The organism is Streptomyces tagetis (assembly GCF_018069565.1).
Taxonomy (GTDB): Bacteria; Actinomycetota; Actinomycetes; order Streptomycetales; family Streptomycetaceae; genus Streptomyces; species Streptomyces tagetis.
Genome location: NZ_JAGPNL010000001.1, coordinates 120,224 through 137,462 on the forward strand (window position 1 = coordinate 120,224; position 17,239 = coordinate 137,462).

At 73.1% G+C, this 17,239-nt stretch carries 20 protein-coding genes; 12 read left to right on the plus strand and 8 right to left on the minus strand.

What is annotated here, in order from left to right; translation table 11 throughout:
- Nucleotides 1-31 precede the first annotated feature (31 nt).
- Nucleotides 32-244: a DUF397 domain-containing protein gene (locus J5Y05_RS00485; RefSeq protein WP_210867713.1), complete on the minus strand. Its 213-nt coding sequence runs from the start codon at nucleotides 242-244 to the stop codon at nucleotides 32-34.
- Complete coding sequence (locus J5Y05_RS00490; protein WP_307853614.1) at nucleotides 241-1,098, minus strand: helix-turn-helix domain-containing protein; 858 nt, start codon at nucleotides 1,096-1,098, stop codon at nucleotides 241-243. Before J5Y05_RS00490 ends, J5Y05_RS00485 begins: the two co-directional genes overlap by 4 nt.
- Before the next feature lie 91 nt (nucleotides 1,099-1,189).
- Between J5Y05_RS00490 and J5Y05_RS32535 the strand changes: the two genes are divergently transcribed.
- Nucleotides 1,190-1,537 carry an ATP-binding protein gene (locus J5Y05_RS32535; RefSeq protein ID WP_372450445.1) on the plus strand — a complete coding sequence of 116 codons (348 nt, stop codon included), beginning with the start codon at nucleotides 1,190-1,192 and terminating at the stop codon, nucleotides 1,535-1,537.
- An 8-nt stretch (nucleotides 1,538-1,545) separates the two neighbouring features.
- Here the strand turns inward: J5Y05_RS32535 and J5Y05_RS00500 are convergent, their stop codons facing one another.
- Nucleotides 1,546-2,340 carry a VOC family protein gene (locus J5Y05_RS00500; protein WP_210867716.1) on the minus strand — a complete coding sequence of 265 codons (795 nt, stop codon included), beginning with the start codon at nucleotides 2,338-2,340 and terminating at the stop codon, nucleotides 1,546-1,548.
- A gap of 238 nt (nucleotides 2,341-2,578) precedes the next feature.
- On the opposite strand from J5Y05_RS00500, the gene J5Y05_RS00505 reads away from it, so the two are divergent.
- Nucleotides 2,579-3,430 (plus strand): sulfurtransferase, encoded by an 852-nt coding sequence (locus tag J5Y05_RS00505; RefSeq protein WP_210867717.1) that lies wholly within the window; start codon nucleotides 2,579-2,581, stop codon nucleotides 3,428-3,430.
- A 97-nt stretch (nucleotides 3,431-3,527) separates the two neighbouring features.
- Here J5Y05_RS00505 and sepH read toward each other — a convergent pair whose 3' ends face one another.
- Nucleotides 3,528-4,526 (minus strand): septation protein SepH, encoded by a 999-nt coding sequence (gene sepH / locus J5Y05_RS00510; protein ID WP_210867718.1) that lies wholly within the window; start codon nucleotides 4,524-4,526, stop codon nucleotides 3,528-3,530.
- A 467-nt stretch (nucleotides 4,527-4,993) separates the two neighbouring features.
- On the opposite strand from sepH, the gene J5Y05_RS00515 reads away from it, so the two are divergent.
- Nucleotides 4,994-5,857, plus strand: a complete 864-nt coding sequence (locus J5Y05_RS00515; protein ID WP_210867719.1) for a hypothetical protein — start codon at nucleotides 4,994-4,996, stop codon at nucleotides 5,855-5,857.
- On the opposite strand, the gene J5Y05_RS00520 is transcribed toward J5Y05_RS00515, so the two are convergent.
- Together J5Y05_RS00520 and J5Y05_RS00525 are read right to left on the minus strand one after the other, a co-directional pair.
- Nucleotides 5,781-7,127 carry a D-arabinono-1,4-lactone oxidase gene (locus J5Y05_RS00520; protein ID WP_210867720.1) on the minus strand — a complete coding sequence of 449 codons (1,347 nt, stop codon included), beginning with the start codon at nucleotides 7,125-7,127 and terminating at the stop codon, nucleotides 5,781-5,783. The two genes, J5Y05_RS00515 and J5Y05_RS00520, sit on opposite strands and share 77 nt — an antisense overlap.
- Complete coding sequence (locus tag J5Y05_RS00525; RefSeq protein ID WP_210867721.1) at nucleotides 7,060-8,328, minus strand: MFS transporter; 1,269 nt, start codon at nucleotides 8,326-8,328, stop codon at nucleotides 7,060-7,062. Before J5Y05_RS00525 ends, J5Y05_RS00520 begins: the two co-directional genes overlap by 68 nt.
- Before the next feature lie 146 nt (nucleotides 8,329-8,474).
- On the opposite strand from J5Y05_RS00525, the gene J5Y05_RS00530 reads away from it, so the two are divergent.
- Nucleotides 8,475-9,602, plus strand: coding sequence for a ferrochelatase (locus J5Y05_RS00530; protein WP_210867722.1), 1,128 nt, complete (start codon nucleotides 8,475-8,477; stop codon nucleotides 9,600-9,602).
- 8 nt (nucleotides 9,603-9,610) lie between these two features.
- Entirely contained in the window at nucleotides 9,611-10,429 is an 819-nt protein-coding gene (locus J5Y05_RS00535) for an inositol monophosphatase family protein (protein ID WP_307853617.1), read from the plus strand.
- Nucleotides 10,430-10,525: 96 nt separating this feature from the next.
- Here J5Y05_RS00535 and J5Y05_RS00540 read toward each other — a convergent pair whose 3' ends face one another.
- Nucleotides 10,526-10,699 carry a hypothetical protein gene (locus J5Y05_RS00540; RefSeq protein WP_199809444.1) on the minus strand — a complete coding sequence of 58 codons (174 nt, stop codon included), beginning with the start codon at nucleotides 10,697-10,699 and terminating at the stop codon, nucleotides 10,526-10,528.
- A 479-nt stretch (nucleotides 10,700-11,178) separates the two neighbouring features.
- Here J5Y05_RS00540 and J5Y05_RS00545 point away from each other — a divergent pair, with 479 nt between their 5' ends.
- The 4 genes from J5Y05_RS00545 (at nucleotide 11,179) to J5Y05_RS00560 (ending at nucleotide 14,738) form a co-directional block, all read left to right on the plus strand.
- Complete coding sequence (locus J5Y05_RS00545) at nucleotides 11,179-11,832, plus strand: response regulator transcription factor (protein WP_004982445.1); 654 nt, start codon at nucleotides 11,179-11,181, stop codon at nucleotides 11,830-11,832.
- A 6-nt stretch (nucleotides 11,833-11,838) separates the two neighbouring features.
- The gene (locus tag J5Y05_RS00550; protein ID WP_210867724.1) at nucleotides 11,839-13,086 is read left to right on the plus strand and encodes a sensor histidine kinase; all 1,248 of its coding nucleotides are present in this window, start codon (nucleotides 11,839-11,841) and stop codon (nucleotides 13,084-13,086) included.
- A 406-nt stretch (nucleotides 13,087-13,492) separates the two neighbouring features.
- Nucleotides 13,493-13,789 carry a DUF4193 domain-containing protein gene (locus tag J5Y05_RS00555; RefSeq protein ID WP_003993510.1) on the plus strand — a complete coding sequence of 99 codons (297 nt, stop codon included), beginning with the start codon at nucleotides 13,493-13,495 and terminating at the stop codon, nucleotides 13,787-13,789.
- Between the two features lie 13 nt (nucleotides 13,790-13,802).
- A complete protein-coding gene (locus J5Y05_RS00560) occupies nucleotides 13,803-14,738 on the plus strand; it encodes a hypothetical protein (protein WP_210867725.1) in 936 nt (311 codons plus the stop codon).
- A gap of 34 nt (nucleotides 14,739-14,772) precedes the next feature.
- Here J5Y05_RS00560 and J5Y05_RS00565 read toward each other — a convergent pair whose 3' ends face one another.
- The gene (locus J5Y05_RS00565; protein ID WP_210867726.1) at nucleotides 14,773-15,234 is read right to left on the minus strand and encodes a DUF3093 domain-containing protein; all 462 of its coding nucleotides are present in this window, start codon (nucleotides 15,232-15,234) and stop codon (nucleotides 14,773-14,775) included.
- Between the two features lie 56 nt (nucleotides 15,235-15,290).
- On the opposite strand from J5Y05_RS00565, the gene J5Y05_RS00570 reads away from it, so the two are divergent.
- From J5Y05_RS00570 to J5Y05_RS00580, 3 genes are read left to right on the plus strand one after another with little or no spacing between them, the layout of a single operon-like run.
- A complete protein-coding gene (locus tag J5Y05_RS00570) occupies nucleotides 15,291-15,875 on the plus strand; it encodes a PaaI family thioesterase (protein WP_210867727.1) in 585 nt (194 codons plus the stop codon).
- Nucleotides 15,872-16,414: a dUTP diphosphatase gene (dut, locus tag J5Y05_RS00575; protein ID WP_210867728.1), complete on the plus strand. Its 543-nt coding sequence runs from the start codon at nucleotides 15,872-15,874 to the stop codon at nucleotides 16,412-16,414. The genes J5Y05_RS00570 and dut overlap by 4 nt, the downstream gene beginning before the upstream one ends.
- A gap of 1 nt (nucleotide 16,415) precedes the next feature.
- Complete coding sequence (locus J5Y05_RS00580) at nucleotides 16,416-17,174, plus strand: DUF3710 domain-containing protein (protein ID WP_210867729.1); 759 nt, start codon at nucleotides 16,416-16,418, stop codon at nucleotides 17,172-17,174.
- Nucleotides 17,175-17,239 lie beyond the last annotated feature (65 nt).

Here is a 17,239-nt window from a genome sequence, read left to right on the forward strand (position 1 = left end):
CCTGGGCTTCCTGGGCGGTCCGCCGTCTGCCTCAGCCGCGGTGTGCTGGCGGCGTGAGCGCGAGGAATCCCGTCCACGCGTCCCGCGAGACGGTGAGGACAGGCCCCTCGACGGCCTTGGAGTCGCGGATGTGCACGAGCGCGGCAACGGCGACCTCAACGCACTGACCGCCTTCGGTGCCGCTGTAACTGCTCTTGAACCAGGTGAGGTCGGGCCCGACGGTCGAGGACTCAGCGGTGGTCATGACTCCCTCAACAACCTCTCGACAAAGTGTAGTGACTCTCGTGGACTGAGAGCCTGTGATCGGATGATCCCATAACGGGCCGCGGCAAGCGTCGCCTGTTCCGGACCCGTCTCCAGGGTGCTCGAACCGTGCGTCTCTGCATATACGTACTTCTTGCCGTCCTTGCGTGTGGCAACGGTGAAAGGCCCGTTCACGCCTGCGTTCTCTTCGCAGTCCGTTGGCATCACCTGCATCACGACGTTCGGATTCCGACCGATGCGGAGTAAATGCTCCAACTGACCACGCAGCACGTCGACACCGCCGTACCGATGTCGCAGGACGGACTCGTCCATCACAAAACCCAAGAGTGGAGCGGGGCGTCGCTTGAAGATGTCCTGCCGGACCAACCTGGACGCCACTCGTTGCTCTGTCGTCTCCGGGGCAAGCGGCGGACAACGCATGGCGAGCAGGGCCCTCATGTAGACCTCGGTCTGGAGCAGCCCGTTGACGACCAGGGTGTCGTACATGAGCAACTCCAGGGCCTCTTTCTCCAGCGCCGCCATGCCCTGGAAGAACACCGGGTACTGGGCCCGCTCCACCTGTTCCTTCCACACGCACAGCAGGCCGCCGGCCTCCAGGACCTCGTCGGCGCGTTCGATCGTGCGGGGCGACGGGATGCGCCGCCCCTGCTCGAACGCGGCCACCGTGGACGCCGAGTAGCCGAGCCGTCTGCCGAACTCCTCGCGTTCCAGGCCCTGGCGGAGCCGCAGCGTCTTCATGGTCCGCCCGAAGGCCGCGACGACGCCCCGGCCCGCCTCGCCCTCCGGGCGCCGCGCGGCGCCGCCGTCGTCGTCCCAGCCGTCTCCGGCGCTCACCAGCGCACCGTCACGGCGCTCGGCCGGAGCCGTCCCGGCGCCCACTGCCGTATCCCCGCGCGGGGCCCGGCTCGCGCGGCGGCTGGCGGCGGTGCGGCTGGAGGAGTGGGGTGTTCCGTATGGCACCGTCCCGCACGACGCGGTGGTGCTGATCGTCGCGGAGCTGACGGCGAACGCCGTGCGCCACGGGTGTGTCCCGGGCCGGGACTTCCGCCTCGCGCTGGAGATCCCGCCGGGAGGCCGGCTCGTACGGATCGAGGTCACGGACGCCCGCGCCGAACGCCTGCCCCGCCGTCCCGGCGCTCCGGGGCCCGCCGAGGAGCCCGTGGAGAGCGGGCGGGGACTGGTGATCGTGACGCACCTCGCCACCCGGTGGGGGTGCGACCCCCGGCCCGGTGGGCCCGGGAAGGTCGTGTGGGCCGAGTACGCCCTGCCCTGACCGCCGCGTCAGTGGCCCGCGCTCTGCAGCAGCGCGAAGCGGGCGCCCTCCGGGTCGGCGGCCCTGGCCAGGAGGCCGCGCGGGGTCTCGGTGACCGGGGTGAGCACCCGGCCGCCGAGGTCGGCGAGGCGCCGGACCGCCTCCTCGGCGTCGGTCACCTCGAAGTACGTCACCCAGTGCGGCCCCCGGTCGCGGGGCAGGCCGGAGCCGACGCCGCGGATGCCCGCCACCGGACGGCCGCCGAGGCGCAGCGTCACCTCGTCGTCGCCGAGCGAGGGCTCCGCCTCCAGGCCGAAGACCCGTTCGTAGAACTTGGCGACGCCCGCCGACTCGAAGGTCAGCAGCTCGTTCCAGACCGGCGCCCCGGGCCCCCCGGAGATCTCCGTGTCGAGGTGTGCCGCCTCCTGCCAGACGCCGAAAACCGCACCGGAAGGATCGGAACCGATCACGAGACGACCGGCTTCGTCCGCGTCCAGCGGGCCCACGCCGACCGTGCCGCCGCACATGCGGACCGACTCCGCGGTCTCGTTGACGTCGTCGGAGGCCAGGTAGGGCGTCCAGGCGACCGGCAGCACGCGGTCCGGGGGGAGCCGGCCGATCCCGGCCACCACGCGTCCGTCCAGCAGGGCCCGTACGTACGGCCCGAGGCGCTGCGGGCCGGGCTCGAACTCCCAGCCGAACAGCGCCCCGTAGAACTCCCGCGCCGCGGCGGGCCGGTGCACCATCAGGCTCACCCAGCAGGGTGTGCCGGGTGCGCGCCTGGCGGGTGCCCCGTCGCCGGCCGGTTCCCGTGCGTCGGTCATGGTCACTCTCTTCCCGGCCCCGCGAGGGCCGTGCGTCCGCTTCCGCCGTGCCGGAGCACGCTGGTGCCGGCACCAGCGACGGTGCGTCCTGATCCCCGCGTGTCCGGTGCGAAGCCGAAGGGGACCGATCGATAGCACAGTACGTGCCCGATCCCGTACATGTCGTGATCGGGCCTGTTCGGCGGGAGAGTAGTCCGACATCGCCCGGCCGGCCACTCGGGTGCGACAGGATGGGGCCATGAACGCCATCGTCTCCGCGCCCGACCTCGCGGGCGCCCTGGCGGGCCCGCACCCGCCCGTCCTGCTCGACGTCCGCTGGCAGCTCACCACCGCCACGGCGGCCGGGGAGCCGCCCTTCGACGGCCGGGCCGCGTACGAGGCCGGGCACATCCCGGGCGCCGTCTACGTCGACCTGGACCGGGAGCTGGCGGGCCCGCCCGGCACCGGGGGTCGGCACCCGCTGCCCGACCTCGGCGAGTTCGGTGCCGCGATGCGCCGGGCCGGTGTGTCGGCGGGGCGGCCGGTCGTTGTGTACGACGGCGGACAGGGCTGGGCGGCGGCCCGCGCCTGGTGGATGCTGCGCTGGACCGGTCACCCGGACGTGAAGGTCCTCGACGGCGGGTTGACGGCGTGGGACGGGCCGCTCGCCACCGGGACCACCGTGCCCGAGCCGGGCGACTTCACGCCGGAGCCGGGCGGACGGGGGCTGCTGGACGCGGACGGGGCGGCGGCGCTGGCCCGCTCCGGGGTGCTCTTCGACGCGCGGGCGGGGGAGCGGTACCGGGGCGAGGTCGAGCCGATCGACCCGGTCGGCGGGCACATCCCGGGCGCGGTGTCGGCACCGACCGCGGACAACGTGACGGAGGGCGGCAGGTTCCGGTCCGCCGACGAACTCCGGGACCGTTTCCGCGAGCTGGGCGCGACGGAGGGCACGGAGGTCGGCGTGTACTGCGGTTCGGGGGTCTCCGGCGCCCACGAGGTGCTGGCGCTGGCCGTCGCGGGCATCCCGGCGGCGCTCTACGTGGGCTCCTGGTCCCAGTGGTCCACCGACCCCACCCGCCCAGTAGCCACAGGCCCGGCTCCACAGTGACCCCGGCCGGGCGCGGCCTCACCCGGGGATGCCAAGAGGCGCCGGGCGGTGGGGCCGCGCTCGCACGGACGCGGCCCCGGCGGTGTGAGCAGGCGTCCTAGTCCTGCTTCTTGCGGCGGGTGCCGAAGACGATTTCGTCCCAGCTCGGTACCGCGGCGCGGCGTCCCGGGCGGACGCCGTCGGCCTCCGCCTGACGGTCCGTGGAGCCGATCAGCCGGTCGCGGTGGCTGCCCACCGAACGCGGCATCAGCACGTCGGCGTAGGCGGACCCGGCCGACGCGGCGGGCGCCGGGGGTTCCTCCGCCTCCGGCTCCGCGGTCGGCTCCTCCACCGGCTCGGCCGGACGCTCCGGCACCACCAGGTCGCCCCGGAAGCTCGGCACCGCCTCCAGCAGGCTGGTCAGCGAATCCCGCTCGCCCGCCTCGTCCGAGGGGTCGGGCGGCAGCGCGGGCAGCCCCGGCCGGTCGCGCGGCAGCCGGGCGATGCGCGGTACGAAGGGGGAACTGGGCTCGGACGCGGCGAGGTCGTCGGACTCGCCGATCAGCGCGCGGGCCTCGTCGTCGACGGCCTGGACCAGCCGCCGGGGCGGGTCGTAGGTCCAGCTCGCCGAGTGCGGCTCGCCCGCGACCCGGTAGACCAGGAGCACTTCCCAGGTGCCGTCGTCGCGGCGCCAGGAGTCCCACTGGACGGTGTCCTTCTCGGCGCCGCGCAGCAGCAGCCGTTCCTGGACGGCCTCGCCGAGCGGGGGGCCGGAGTTCTCGCCGGGGCGGCGGACGGGAGTCTTGCGGGCCCGCTCCGCCATGAAGGCGCGCTCGGCCAGCACGGGTCCCTCGAAACGGCGTACCCGGTCCACCGGGATGCCCGCCATCTGGGCGACCTCTTCCGCGGTGGCCCCGGCTCGTATACGCGCCTGGATGTCGCGGGGGCGGAGATGGCTCTCCACCTCGATCTCGATCTGGCCGAGGCGCGGACGGTCGCCGCGCACGGCGGCCCGGAGCCGCTCGTCGATCGGAAGCGTGTACTCCGTGCTGTCCGCAGCCTTCAGCACCAGCCGTGTGCCGTCATTCGAGACGGCCACGACACGCAGTTCGGGCATGGGGACCTCCCGGGTGGTGCCTGCCGACGTCACGTGCGTCGCTGCTTCCGCTCTGTCGAGTGTGGCCTGCCCGGGTGCAGCCTGCCACAACCTTGCCGAGTTGCCCGGCGTGTCGGACGCGGGCCCTGGAACGCCGTTATGGCACGGTTACCTGTTCGCAACGCTCAGTGACCGGCTCCGTCACCCTGTGCTACCACCCTTCCGGCGATCCAGCAAGGCCCGAACTCCCTGTCGGGAGACCGGGCCCAAGGCTCGCCACACTACTCCATTAGGGCCACGTGCGTGGATTGGCACGCCGTCCAACTTCTGGCAAGAGGTGGCGGTTGGCCGTCCTGGCGGGTTTCCCCCGATCCGCCGCGTGGCGTACTTCACGTAATCACCAGAAACGGAACTAATGGTTTCGCTCGTACGTCCCTTTCTCATGCGGTTGATCGATCACGTACGGGAAAGACAGGCAAGGTCCGGGGATGCGGGAAAAGCCCGACAACGACGATGAAGCGGACATACGTGCGGAGGGGGAGTCCCGGCGCATCGAACTGAGCGTGCCCCAGGTCGCGGGCAGCGCCCTGGCCGCGGTGCTGGCCGCCAAACTCGCCTCCTCCTTCGGCGTCTACGGCACGATCCTCGGCGCCGGGGTCATCAGCGTGGTGGCCACCTGCGGCGGGCCGGTCTTCCAGCACTTCTTCCGCAGCACGGGCGAGCGGCTGCGCGCCGGACGCCCCGTCACAGCCGCCGGCCCCGCCGCCGTCACCGGCCGTGTCCCCGGCCCCGCCGCCACCGCCACCACCGCCGTCAACGCCCCGCCCGCCCCCGGCGAGTACACCGAGGGCACCGTCTACCGGGCGCGGGCCAGGAACCGGAAGCGGCCCCTGGTCGCGGCGGCGATCGTCTTCGGCGTCACCATGGGCGGCGTCACCGCCTACGAACTCGCCTCCGGAGAGAGCCTCAGCGGCGGCCCGGACACCACCGTCGGCAGCGCCCTGTCCGGCAAGAACCGGCCCTCCCCGGACCGGCGGGAGCCGGGCGGCTCCGACGAGTCGCCCTCACCCGGCGACTCCGCCACCCCGGGCTCCTCACAGGCCCCCGGCACCTCCGGCGACCCGGAGCCCACCCCCTCCGCCACCCCCGGCACCACCGCCCCGGACGGCACCACGCCGGGCGGCGGGACGGAGACCGGACCGGCGCCCGCGCCGGACGCCTCCACCGGCCCCGCCGACCCCGGCGGCACCGGACCGACCTCCCCCGCGCCGACGCCTACGGCCCCAGCACCCTCCGCAAGTGGTCGTTCTGGAACCGGCGATCAGGGTCCAGACGGTCCCGCAGCGCCGTGAACTCGCCGAAGCGCGGATAGACCTCCGCCAGGTGCTCCGCGGTGCGGGTGTGCACCTTGCCCCAGTGCGGACGCCCCTCGTACGCGGTGAAGACGCGCTCCGCGGCGGTGAAGTACGACCGGTACGGCGTGCCCCGGAACATGTGGACCGCGATGTACGCGGTGTCGCGGCCCGACGCCGTGGAGAGCGTGATGTCGTCCGCCGGGGCGGTGCGCACCTCGACGGGGAAGCTGATCCGCAGCCGCGACCGGTCGATCATCGCCTTGAGTTCGCGCACCGCCTCGACCGCGGCCTCGCGCGGCACGGCGTACTCCATCTCCACGAACCGCACGCGGCGCGGTGAGGTGAAGACCTTGTACGGGATGTCGGTGTAGCTCCGCGCGGACAGCGCCCGGCTGGAGATCCGGGCGATCGCCGGGACGGTGGCGGGCACCGCGCGCCCGGCCCAGTTGGCCGCCTGGAAGACCCCGTTGGAGAGGAACTCGTCCTCGAACCACCCCCGCAGCGGCGGCACCGGCCGCTCCGGGCCCGCGCCGCGGTTGTTCCGCTTGGTGATGGTGCCGTCCGTGTGCGGGAACCAGTAGAACTCGAAGTGCTCGTTCTCCGCCCACAGTTCGTCGAAGCGGTCCAGCACCCGCGGCAGCGGCATCGGCTCCTCGCGCGCGGTGAGCAGGAACAGCGGCTGGACGGCGAAGGTGATCGCGGTGACGATGCCGAGCGCGCCGAGGCCGATCCGGGCGGCGGCGAAGACCTCGGGGTTCTCCCGCGCGGAGCAGGTGAGCACCGAACCGTCGGCGGTGACCAGCTCCAGCCCCCGGATCTGCGCGGCGATCGAGGCGGAGTCGCGGCCGGTGCCGTGGGTGCCGGTGCTGGTGGCGCCGGAGACCGTCTGCTCCATGATGTCGCCCATGTTGGCCAGCGACAGGCCCTCGCGGGCGAGCGCCACGTTGAGCCGCTTGAGCGGGGTGCCGGCCTCGACCGTGACCGTCATGGCCTTCCGGTCGATCCGGCGTATCCCGGTCAGCAGGTGGGGGCGTATGAGGAGCCCGTCGGTCGCGGCGATGGCGGTGAAGGAGTGCCCCGTGCCGACCGCCTTGACCCGCAGCCCGTCCTCGGCGGCCCCGCGGACCGCCTCCGCCAGTTCGCCGACGGAGGCCGGGACGGCCTGACGCGCGGGGCGCGCGGAGACGTTGCCGCCCCAGTTACGCCATGTGCCGTTCCTGCCGTTCCTGCCGCTCCTGCGGTACGTGCCGTTCGTCGTGCTGCCCAACGGTGCCTCCCCGACGCGGAGCCGGCCGCTCCAGCCGGCGGTACCCGAGGAAACCGACCGCCACCGCGACGGCCCCGGCCACCGCCGGAACCCCGTACCCGGCACGCGCCCCGGCCGCGTCGATCACCCAGCCCCCCGCGGAGGAGCCGAGCGCGACCCCGACCGCCAGACCGGTGCTCACCCAGGTCATGCCCTCGGTGAGCCGCGCGCGTGGTACGTGCTGTTCGACGAGGGACATCGTCGAGATCATCGTGGGAGCGATGGAGAGCCCCGCGACGAACAGCGCCGCGGCCAGAAACGGCAGGTTTCCGACCAGTAGGAGGGGGATCATACTCACGGCCATCGCACAGATGCCCAGAAGCCAGCGGCGCTCGGGCCGGCCCGCGAAGCGCAGCAGCCCGAAGACCAGCGCCGCCGTGCAGGAGCCCGCCGCGTACAGGGCGAGGACCAGGCTCGCGGCGGCCTTGTGCCCGCGCTCCTCGGCGAAGGCGACCGTGACCACGTCGACCGCGCCGAAGATCGTCCCGGTCGCCACGAAGGTGGCCACCAGGACCTGGAGCCCCCGGGAGCGCAGCGCCGAACCGCCCGCCCGGTGCTCCTCGCGCGCGTGCGGGACCGGCTCGGTGGCGCGCTGGGAGGTCAGCCAGAAGACGCCGGCCGCCAGGAAGCAGGCGGCCAGCAGCGGGCCGGCCTCCGGGAACCACGCCGTGGACAGCCCGATGGAGAGGATCGGCCCGAAGATGAAGCAGACCTCGTCGAGCACCGACTCGAAGGAGTACGCGGTGTGCAGTCGCGGGGTGCCCCCGTACAGGGCGGCCCAGCGGGCCCGGACCATCGCGCCCAGGCTCGGCACGCAGCCGATGCCCACGCACGCAGCGAACAGCACCCAGTCGGGCCAGCCGTGGTGCGCGGCCGGCAGCAGCACCGCCGCCGCGGCCAGCGACACCAGCGTCGCCGGGCGCAGCACCCGCCGCTGCCCGTACCGGTCGACCAGCCGCGAGATCTGCGGACCGGCCACGGCGGCGGAGAGCGCGAGGGTCGCCGCGAGCGCGCCGGCCAGTCCGTACCTGCCGGTGAGCTGGGAGACCATCGTCACCACGCCGATGCCCATCATCGACAGCGGCATCCGGCCGAGGAGGCCCGCGGCGGCGAAACCCTTGGTGCCGGGAGCGGCGAACAGGGCGCGGTAAGGGCTGGGCAACGCGGTCTCCGGAACGGCTCAGTAAGCTGCGAACGCAGTCGATACAGCTTACCGGCGGATACCGCCCCGGAGTACCCCCGCGAACCGGCCGGCGGACACACGGCCCTTCGTTTCCCGTTGTCGGTGCCGGGTGGCAGGATCGAGGCATGCCTGACCTGTTGGACGCCTCCCCCTACGACGCTCTGCTCCTGCTCTCGTTCGGCGGCCCGGAGGGCCCGGACGACGTGGTCCCGTTCCTGGAGAACGTGACCCGCGGGCGCGGCATCCCGACGGAACGCCTCAAGGAGGTGGGCAGCCACTACTTCCTGTTCGGCGGGGTCAGCCCCATCAACGACCAGAACCGCGCCCTGCTCGACGCCCTGCGCAAGGAGTTCGCCGAGCACGGCCTCGACCTCCCGGTCTACTGGGGCAACCGCAACTGGGACCCGTACCTCACGGACACCCTGCGCGAGATGGTCCGCGACGGGCGCCGCCGCATCCTCACCCTCGCCACCAGCGCCTACGCCTCCTACTCGGGCTGCCGCCAGTACCGCGAGAACCTGGCCGACGCGCTGGCCGCCCTGGAGGCCGAGGGCCTCGACCTGCCCCGGGTCGACAAGCTGCGGCACTACTTCAACCACCCGGGCTTCGTCGAGCCCATGGCCGACGGCGTCCTGCGCTCCCTGGCCGAGTTGCCCGAGGAGGTCCGCGACGGCGCGCACATCGCCTTCTCGACCCACTCGATCCCCACCTCGGCGGCCGACACCTCCGGCCCCGTCGAGGACCACGGCGACGGCGGCGCCTACGTCCGCCAGCACCTGGACGTGGCCCGGCTCATCGCCGACGCGGTCCGCGAGCGCACCGGTGTCGACCACCCCTGGCAGCTCGTCTACCAGTCCCGCTCCGGCGCCCCGCACATCCCGTGGCTGGAGCCCGACATCTGCGACCACCTGGAGGAGCGGCACGCGGCCGGCGTCCCCGCCGTGGTCATCGCCCCCATCGGCTTCGTCTCCGACCACATGGAGGTCCTCTACGACCTCGACACGGAGGCCGCGGACAAGGCGCGCGAGCTGGGCCTGCCGATGCGCCGCTCGGCCACCGTCGGCGACGACCCGCGCTTCGCCGCCGCCATCCGCGAGCTGGTCACCGAGCGGGCCGCCACCGAGCGCGGACAGGAGATCGCGCCCTGCTTCCTCGGTTCGCTCGGCGCGAGCCACGACCTGTGCCCGGTGGGCTGCTGCCCCGCCCGCGCCCCGCGTCCCGCCGCCGCGGGCGCCGACAGCCCCTACGCGTGAGGAGCCCCGTGACCGCCGCCCCGACCGATCCGCTCCACGCCGAGCTGCTGGCCCTCGCCCACGAGGCCGGCCGCCGCGCCGGCGAGCTGCTGCGCGACGGCCGCCCGGCCGACCTCGCGGTCGCCGCCACCAAGTCCAGCCCGATCGACGTGGTCACCGAGATGGACATCGCGGCGGAGAAGCTGATCACCGGCCTGATCGCCGAACGCCGCCCCGACGACGGCGTCCTCGGCGAGGAGGGCTCCTCCTCCGCCGGCACCAGCGGCGTGCGCTGGGTGATCGACCCCCTCGACGGCACCGTGAACTACCTCTACGGGCTGCCGACCTGGGCGGTCTCCATCGCCGCCGAGCAGGACGGCGAGACCGTCGCCGGGGTGGTCGTGGCGCCGATGCGCGGCGAGACGTACCACGCGGTGCGCGGCGGCGGGGCCTGGGCGACAGGGGCGTGGGAGGGGGAGCGGGCGCTGTCCTGCCGCTCCGCCGCGCCGCTCGACCAGGCGCTGGTCTCCACCGGCTTCAACTACGTCGCCGAGGTCCGCGCCGCGCAGGCCGAGATCGCGCGGCGGCTGATCCCGCTGGTGCGCGACATCCGGCGCGGCGGCTCGGCCGCGATCGACCTGTGCGACGTGGCCGCCGGCCGCCTCGACGGCTACTTCGAGCGGGGACTGCACCCCTGGGACCGCGCCGCGGGCGACCTGATCGCCCGGGAGGCCGGCGCGGTGACCGGCGGACGGCCCGGCCAGGCCCCCTCGGGGGAGCTGGCGATCGCCGCCACCCCGGCCGTCTTCGAGCCGCTCCAGAAGCTCCTGGCGGAGTTCGGGGCCTGACCGGCGCCCCGCGCGGCGATGACCGCGCGGCGATGACCTCACGGAGAGGGCCCCGGGGGCGTGCATCCGCCGGGGCCCTCGCCGTTCGCGGGCCGGTCAGGCGTTGGTCGCCTCGACCTCCACGCCGTGCTCGGCAGCGAGGCGGCGCAGGTCGTCGAGTTCGCCCAGCTCCACGTCGACGAGGAAGTCGTCGCCCTCGTCGCGGGCCCGGGAGAGGTCGGACTCGGTCGTCTTTATGCGCTGCAGAAGTCCTGCGGTGAAAGCGTCCATGCTGCGCCCCCTCGTCCTGGGTCGTGGGTCGGTGGCACGGGGGTGTGCCAGGGGAAGGTGACGATCACGTCTTCGTGGGATGCCCAGCCCAGCCCCACCAGGGGCGGCGACCGTGCCGGACACCCCGCACCCGCTCTGCGGAAGCGGACCGCGTGTACCGCACGGTCATGCGATACGGGCAGAGCGTGATCGTGGGGTGTAAACCCGTCCTCCCCCGCGTTCCTTCCGTGGAAACCTCACCCACACGAGAAAATTTCGTCCCCCCGGAGCCCCGCCCGCGACGGACCGCCCGCCCCGCCCGGCCCCGGCCGCCCGCGACGGTCCGGACGCCCGCCCTGAGCTGCCTTACCGCCGACTTATGGCCGAAAAGGGCAGGATGGACGCCGACACCCCCGCGTGTCCGCCCTCGCGCGTGCCGCGACGGCGCTGTGCGGGCGGACGGGGGAGACCCGAATCAGGACACAGGAAGGACCAGCGACGTGCGCGTACTCGTCGTCGAGGACGAGCAACTGCTCGCCGATGCGGTGGCCACCGGACTGCGCCGGGAGGCCATGGCCGTCGACGTCGTGTACGACGGTGCGGCGGCCCTGGAGCGCATCGGCGTCAACGACTACGACGTGGTCGTCCTCGACCGCGACCTCCCCCTCGTCCACGGCGACGACGTCTGCCGCCGGATCGTCGAACTCGGCATGCCCACGCGCGTGCTGATGCTCACGGCCTCCGGCGACGTCAGCGACCGGGTCGAGGGACTGGAGATCGGCGCCGACGACTACCTCCCCAAGCCCTTCGCCTTCAGCGAGCTGATCGCCCGCGTGCGCGCCCTGGGCCGGCGCACCAGCGTGCCGCTGCCGCCCGTCCTGGAGCGCGCCGGCATCAAGCTCGATCCCAACCGCCGCGAGGTCTTCCGCGACGGCCGGGAGGTGCAGCTCGCGCCGAAGGAGTTCGCCGTGCTGGAGGTCCTCATGCGCAGCGAGGGCGCCGTGGTCTCCGCCGAACAGCTTCTGGAGAAGGCGTGGGACGAGAACACCGACCCCTTCACCAACGTGGTCCGGGTCACCGTCATGACCCTGCGCCGCAAACTGGGCGAGCCCCCCGTCATCGTCACCGTCCCCGGCTCCGGCTACCGGATCTGATCCCCCATGGCGACCACCCCCACACCGCCCCAGGCGCCGCCCAAGCCCACCTGGGACCCCCGCCCGGCCACCCCGCCGCCCTGGCTGCGCCCCACCATCCGGATACGGCTCACGCTGCTGTACGGCGGCATGTTCCTGATCGCCGGCATCCTGCTGCTGTCGATCATCTACCTGCTCGCCGCGCAGGCGCTGACCTCGGGCAACGAACCGCTGTTCAAGATCGTGGACGGTCAGGCGATCAAGGTCGCCAGCGACAAGTGCCCGGCGGTCAACAACGCCAGCAACCTGTCGCTGTCCGCCTTCAACGCGGCGATCAGCGAGTGCGTCGACCACCAGCGCCAGGTCGCCCTGGACACCCTGCTCAGCCGCTCCCTGCTGGCCCTGCTCGGCCTCGCCGTGATCGCCTTCGCCTTCGGCTACGCCATGGCCGGCCGGGTCCTGTCGCCGCTGGGCCGGATCACCCGTACCGCCCGCGCCGTGGCCGGCTCCGACCTCTCGCGCCGGATCGAGCTGGACGGCCCGGACGACGAGCTGAAGGAGCTGGCCGACACCTTCGACGACATGCTGGAGCGGCTGCAACGGGCCTTCACCGCCCAGCAGCGCTTCGTCGGCAACGCCTCGCACGAGCTGCGTACCCCCCTGGCGATCAACCGCACCCTCCTCGAAGTGCACCTCTCCGACCCGAACGCGCCGGTGGAGCTCCAGCAGCTCGGCAAGACCCTGCTGGCCACCAACGAACGCAGCGAACAACTGGTCGAGGGGCTGCTCCTCCTCGCCCGCAGCGACAACCAGATCGTCGAGCGCAAGCCGGTGGACCTCGCCGAGGTGGCCGGCCAGGCCATCGACCAGGTGCACGGCGAGGCCGAGGAGAAGGGCGTGCGCGTCGGGGGCACCCGGGAGGCGGCGGTCGTCCAGGGCAACGGCGTCCTGCTGGAGCGGATCGCCCTGAACCTGGTGCAGAACGCGGTGCGCTACAACGTGCCCGAACAGGGCTGGGTGGAGGTCGACACCTCCGTCGAGAACGGCCACGCGGTCCTCGTCGTCAGCAACACCGGCCCGGTGGTGCCGGCGTACGAGATCGACAACCTCTTCGAGCCGTTCCGGCGGCTGCGCACCGAGCGCACGGGCAGCGACAAGGGCGTCGGGCTCGGTCTGTCCATCGTCCGCTCGGTCGCGCGGGCGCACGGCGGACACATCTACGCCCAGCCGCGTGAAGGTGGTGGACTCGTGATGCGTGTCACCTTGCCTCTCTGAGAGCCTGGGCGGGGTACGGTGCCGAATCCGGGAAATTTTCGCTTCAAGCGGAATACCCGGGGCGTCGGACCCGCGGTCACGTGTGTGATCGATCACAGTGTGTGCTTTCCGGTCATGCACGCTCGGTGACCGCATACCCCGTGGGGGAGTCGGGAAAATCCCGGTTTTCGGGGCTCCCGATCACGGGAAGTACAGGGTGAGACGCCTTTGTGGTGCGGCAATCGAACCGTGTACGGTCCCCATCGCCATCCCAGCCGATCACTCATGAGGGGTCCGGTTGGGTGTCGATTGAGTAACAGACCTTGATGTGAGGCAAAATCTCCGCCTCGGGTCGGGCACAAGTCCGGCCTCTCACGCGTTACGTGCGCTGGAGACACCCGCAGATACCCAGAGGGGGAGAGCGACCATGGCCACCGATTACGACACTCCACGCAAGACCGACGACGACGTCGACTCGGACAGCCTCGAAGAGCTGAAGGCCCGGCGGAACGACAAGTCCGCCTCGGCCGTCGACGTCGACGAGTTCGAGGCCGCAGAGGGCCTGGAACTTCCCGGCGCCGACCTCTCGAACGAGGAACTGGCAGTCCGCGTACTGCCGAAGCAGCAGGACGAGTTCACCTGCATGAGCTGCTTCCTGGTGCACCACCGCAGCCAGCTGGCCCGCGAGAAGAACGGCCAGCCGATCTGCCGCGACTGCGACTGAGGAGGGGTCGGCCGTGACCGGCTCGACCCCTCCCTGGAAGCGCCGCCCCTTCTTCCGTGAAGGAACGGACCAAGGGCCGCAGGACGGCCCCCACAGCGCGCGTGACGACGAGCGAGGCCGCACCGATACGGGTACGGCCTCGCTCGAAGCTGTGAGCGGCCGGGGCGACCTCCCGGCCGGCCGGACACCGACGCCCGCTGCCCGGCGCCGGGCGGCGGCGTTCCGGGACCGGGCGGGCGACGGCGCCCGCCGCGGCGTCCACCGGGCCAGGGTCGCCCTGGGCCACCTCGCCGACCGGATCATCGATCTGGCCCCGCGCGTGCCCGTACGCGACCTGGCGACCCTGCGCGCCCACTTCCCCGGCCTCGGGCCCGAGGAGATCGCCGACCGGCTCGTGGCCGGCGCGGCCCGCGCCACCGCGACGGTCGGAGCGGGCGTCGGCGCCGCCGCGATGTTCCCCGTACCGCCCGCGATGCCCACCGAACTGGCCGCCGAGATCACCGGCGTCGCCGCCATCGAACTGAAGCTGACCGCCGAACTCCACGAGGTCTACGGCCTGCGCCCGCCCGGCACCCTCGCCCAGCGCAGCACCGCCTACCTCACCTGCTGGTCCGACGAGCGCCGGATCGAGGTGACCAGACCCTCCACCGTCGCCGCCGCGCTGAACGGCCCGATGAAGCGGCAGCTCCGCCTGCAGATCATGAAGCGCACCGTGCGCGACCTGCCCAACCTGATGCCGTTCCTGGTCGGCGCCGCCGTGGGCGCCGTCATGAACCGCCGGGACACCCGCAAGCTGGCCGCCCACATCCGCGCGGAACTGCGCAAGGCCCAGGTGCCCTGGGACGCCCTCGGCGCCCTCCCGGGCCTGGAGCCCCCGCCCGACGCCCTGGACATCGACGGACTCACCCACGACCCCCTGCGCCGCCCCGGCGGCCCCACCGGGCCCTGAGCGGCCCAGGGCGCCCGGCGGCGCCCGGAAGGCCCTAGACGGCCGCCTGGGCCGCCCGCAGCGCCTCCACCAGCCGCTCCGGCTCCCGCGTCGACAGGTACAGGTACGGCGTCGGGTCCTCGGGGTCGGTCACCGGCACCCGCACGGCCGTCGGGATGTAGGCCCGCAGCAGCAGGAAGGCGCGCGTGTCCGCCTTGTACGTGCGCCAGGCGCGGGCCTCCTCCTCGTCGAGGATCTCCGCCTCGCCCAGGGCCGTCACCGGCACCTTCGCCTCGCCCGCGATCAGTGCGCCGCCCACGACCCGGATGCGCACCGCGCCGTACGAACTGGCGGCCACCGCCGCCACCGCCGTGCCCCCGGCCAGCCCGCCCAGCATGGGCAGCGTGCCGAGCGGCGTCAGGATCAGCGCGAACGCGAACCCCACCAGGCCGGAGACCAGCCACCAGGAGCGGGGCGCGGTGAGGCGTTCTTCGTACGGGGCGGCGGAGAGCTGCATGCGGCTAGCTTGGCAGGTATCCGGGTCGGCCCGACGCGCGGGTAAGGTCTGCGCCTGTGAGTGGTACTTCCCCGGCTCTTCAGCCCCCCGCCGACGCCCTGACACCCGTACGGCACCCCGACGCGCCCGCCCCCGGAGAGCCGCTCGGCTCCCACTACGCCGAGTGCTTCGGCTGCGGCGACGGCCGGCCGCACGGACTGCGCCTTCAGGCCCGCGCCGGCGAGGGTGTCTCGGTCACCGCCGAGTTCACCGTCCGCCCCGCCCACCAGGGCGCCCCGGGACTGGCGCACGGCGGCGTGCTCGCCACCGCCCTCGACGAGACCCTCGGCTCGCTCAACTGGCTGCTGCGGACCATCGCCGTGACCGGCCGGCTGGAGACCGACTTCCAGCGGCCCGTGCCCGTCGGCACCACCCTCCACCTGGAGGCCGAGGTCACCGCCGTCTCCGGCCGGAAGATCTACTCCACCGCCACCGGCCGTATCGGCGGCCCGGACGGCCCCGTCGCCGTCCGCGCCGACGCCCTCTTCGTCGAGGTCAAGGTCGAGCACTTCGTCGAGCACGGCCGCGAGGAGGAGATCCGCGCCGCGATGGACGACCCCGACCAGGTCCGCCGGGTCCGCGCCTTCGAGGTGAACCCGTGAGCCTTGAGGTCCTGATCCGCCGCGTCGACCCCGACGTACCGCTTCCGTCGTACGCCCGCCCCGGCGACGCCGGGGCCGACCTGAGCACCACCGTCGCCTGCGAGCTGGCGCCGGGAGAACGGGCCGTCCTGCCCACGGGCGTGTCTGTGGCGCTCCCGGAGGGGTACGCGGCCTTCGTGCACCCACGATCCGGACTGGCCGCCCGCTGCGGTGTCGCCCTCGTGAATGCCCCGGGGACGATTGATGCCGGGTACCGTGGGGAGATCAAGGTGATCGTGGTGAATCTCGATCCGCGCGAGACGGTGCGGTTCGAGCGCTTCGACCGGATTGCCCAACTGGTCGTCCAGCAGGTCGAGAGGGTCCGCTTCCGCCAGGTCGCGGAGCTTCCCGGATCGGCGCGGGCCGAAGGGGGCTTCGGGTCCACCGGCGGCCACGCCGGAACGGACCCTGCGAGCGGCACAAGCGGTCAGGTCGCCGACGGCGGCCCGACGGGTGGGAATCGATACGCTTCGGTCGTATCCGACCGGGAAGGACAGTGACGTGTTCGGACGTCGCAAGAAGAAGGGTGCCGCCGACGACGCGGCCGGCGAGGCCGAGCAGGTCGTCGACAGCATCGACACCCAGGCGGACGACAGGGGGACCGAGCGCGTGCGGCTCGAACCCGAACCGCGCCCCGACGGTCCCTGGGACAGCTCCGAGGTACGCGATCCGGCCGAGGGCCGGGTGGACCTCGGCGGCATCTTCGTCCCCGGAGTCGACGGCATGGAACTGCGCGTGGAGGTCGCCGGCGACGCGATCGTCGCGGCCACCGTCGTCCTGCACGACAGCGCCATCCAGCTCCAGGGCTTCGCCGCCCCCAAGCGCGAGGGCATCTGGGGCGAGGTGCGCGAGGAGATCGGCTCCGGCATCACCCAGCAGGGCGGCATCGTCGACGAGGTCGAGGGCCCCCTCGGCTGGGAGCTGCGGGCCCAGGTGCCCGTACAGCTCCCGGACGGCACCGGCGGCTTCCAGGTCGTGCGGTTCGTCGGCGTCGACGGCCCGCGCTGGTTCCTGCGCGGAGTGATCTCCGGCCAGGGCGCCGTGCAGCCGCAGGCCGCCGGACTGCTGGAGCAGATCTTCCGGGACACCGTGGTGGTGCGCGGCGACGGCCCCATGGCCCCCCGCGACCCGATCGTCCTCAAGCTGCCGAACGACGCGCAGATGGTCCCCGAGGGCGTGCAGCAGGAGGAGGAGGGCTCCCGCTTCTCCGGCGGCATGGGCCAGCTCCAGCGCGGCCCGGAGATCACCGAGGTCCGCTAGGCACCGACCGACTCCACTCCCGCGCGCCGCGTGCGCGCGGAGCCGGGGCCGCGTCCCGCGTCAGG

Coding starts and splice junctions, on each gene's coding strand:
- J5Y05_RS00555 (WP_003993510.1), top strand. CDS start 13,493: ATGGCCACCGATTACGACACTCCACGCAAGACCGACGACGACGTCGAC.
- J5Y05_RS00540 (WP_199809444.1), bottom strand. CDS start 10,699: ATGGACGCTTTCACCGCAGGACTTCTGCAGCGCATAAAGACGACCGAG.
- J5Y05_RS00515 (WP_210867719.1), top strand. CDS start 4,994: ATGCGGGAAAAGCCCGACAACGACGATGAAGCGGACATACGTGCGGAG.
- J5Y05_RS00485 (WP_210867713.1), bottom strand. CDS start 244: ATGACCACCGCTGAGTCCTCGACCGTCGGGCCCGACCTCACCTGGTTC.
- sepH (WP_210867718.1), bottom strand. CDS start 4,526: ATGCCCGAACTGCGTGTCGTGGCCGTCTCGAATGACGGCACACGGCTG.
- J5Y05_RS00500 (WP_210867716.1), bottom strand. CDS start 2,340: ATGACCGACGCACGGGAACCGGCCGGCGACGGGGCACCCGCCAGGCGC.
- J5Y05_RS00505 (WP_210867717.1), top strand. CDS start 2,579: ATGAACGCCATCGTCTCCGCGCCCGACCTCGCGGGCGCCCTGGCGGGC.
- J5Y05_RS00550 (WP_210867724.1), top strand. CDS start 11,839: ATGGCGACCACCCCCACACCGCCCCAGGCGCCGCCCAAGCCCACCTGG.
- J5Y05_RS00530 (WP_210867722.1), top strand. CDS start 8,475: ATGCCTGACCTGTTGGACGCCTCCCCCTACGACGCTCTGCTCCTGCTC.
- J5Y05_RS00565 (WP_210867726.1), bottom strand. CDS start 15,234: ATGCAGCTCTCCGCCGCCCCGTACGAAGAACGCCTCACCGCGCCCCGC.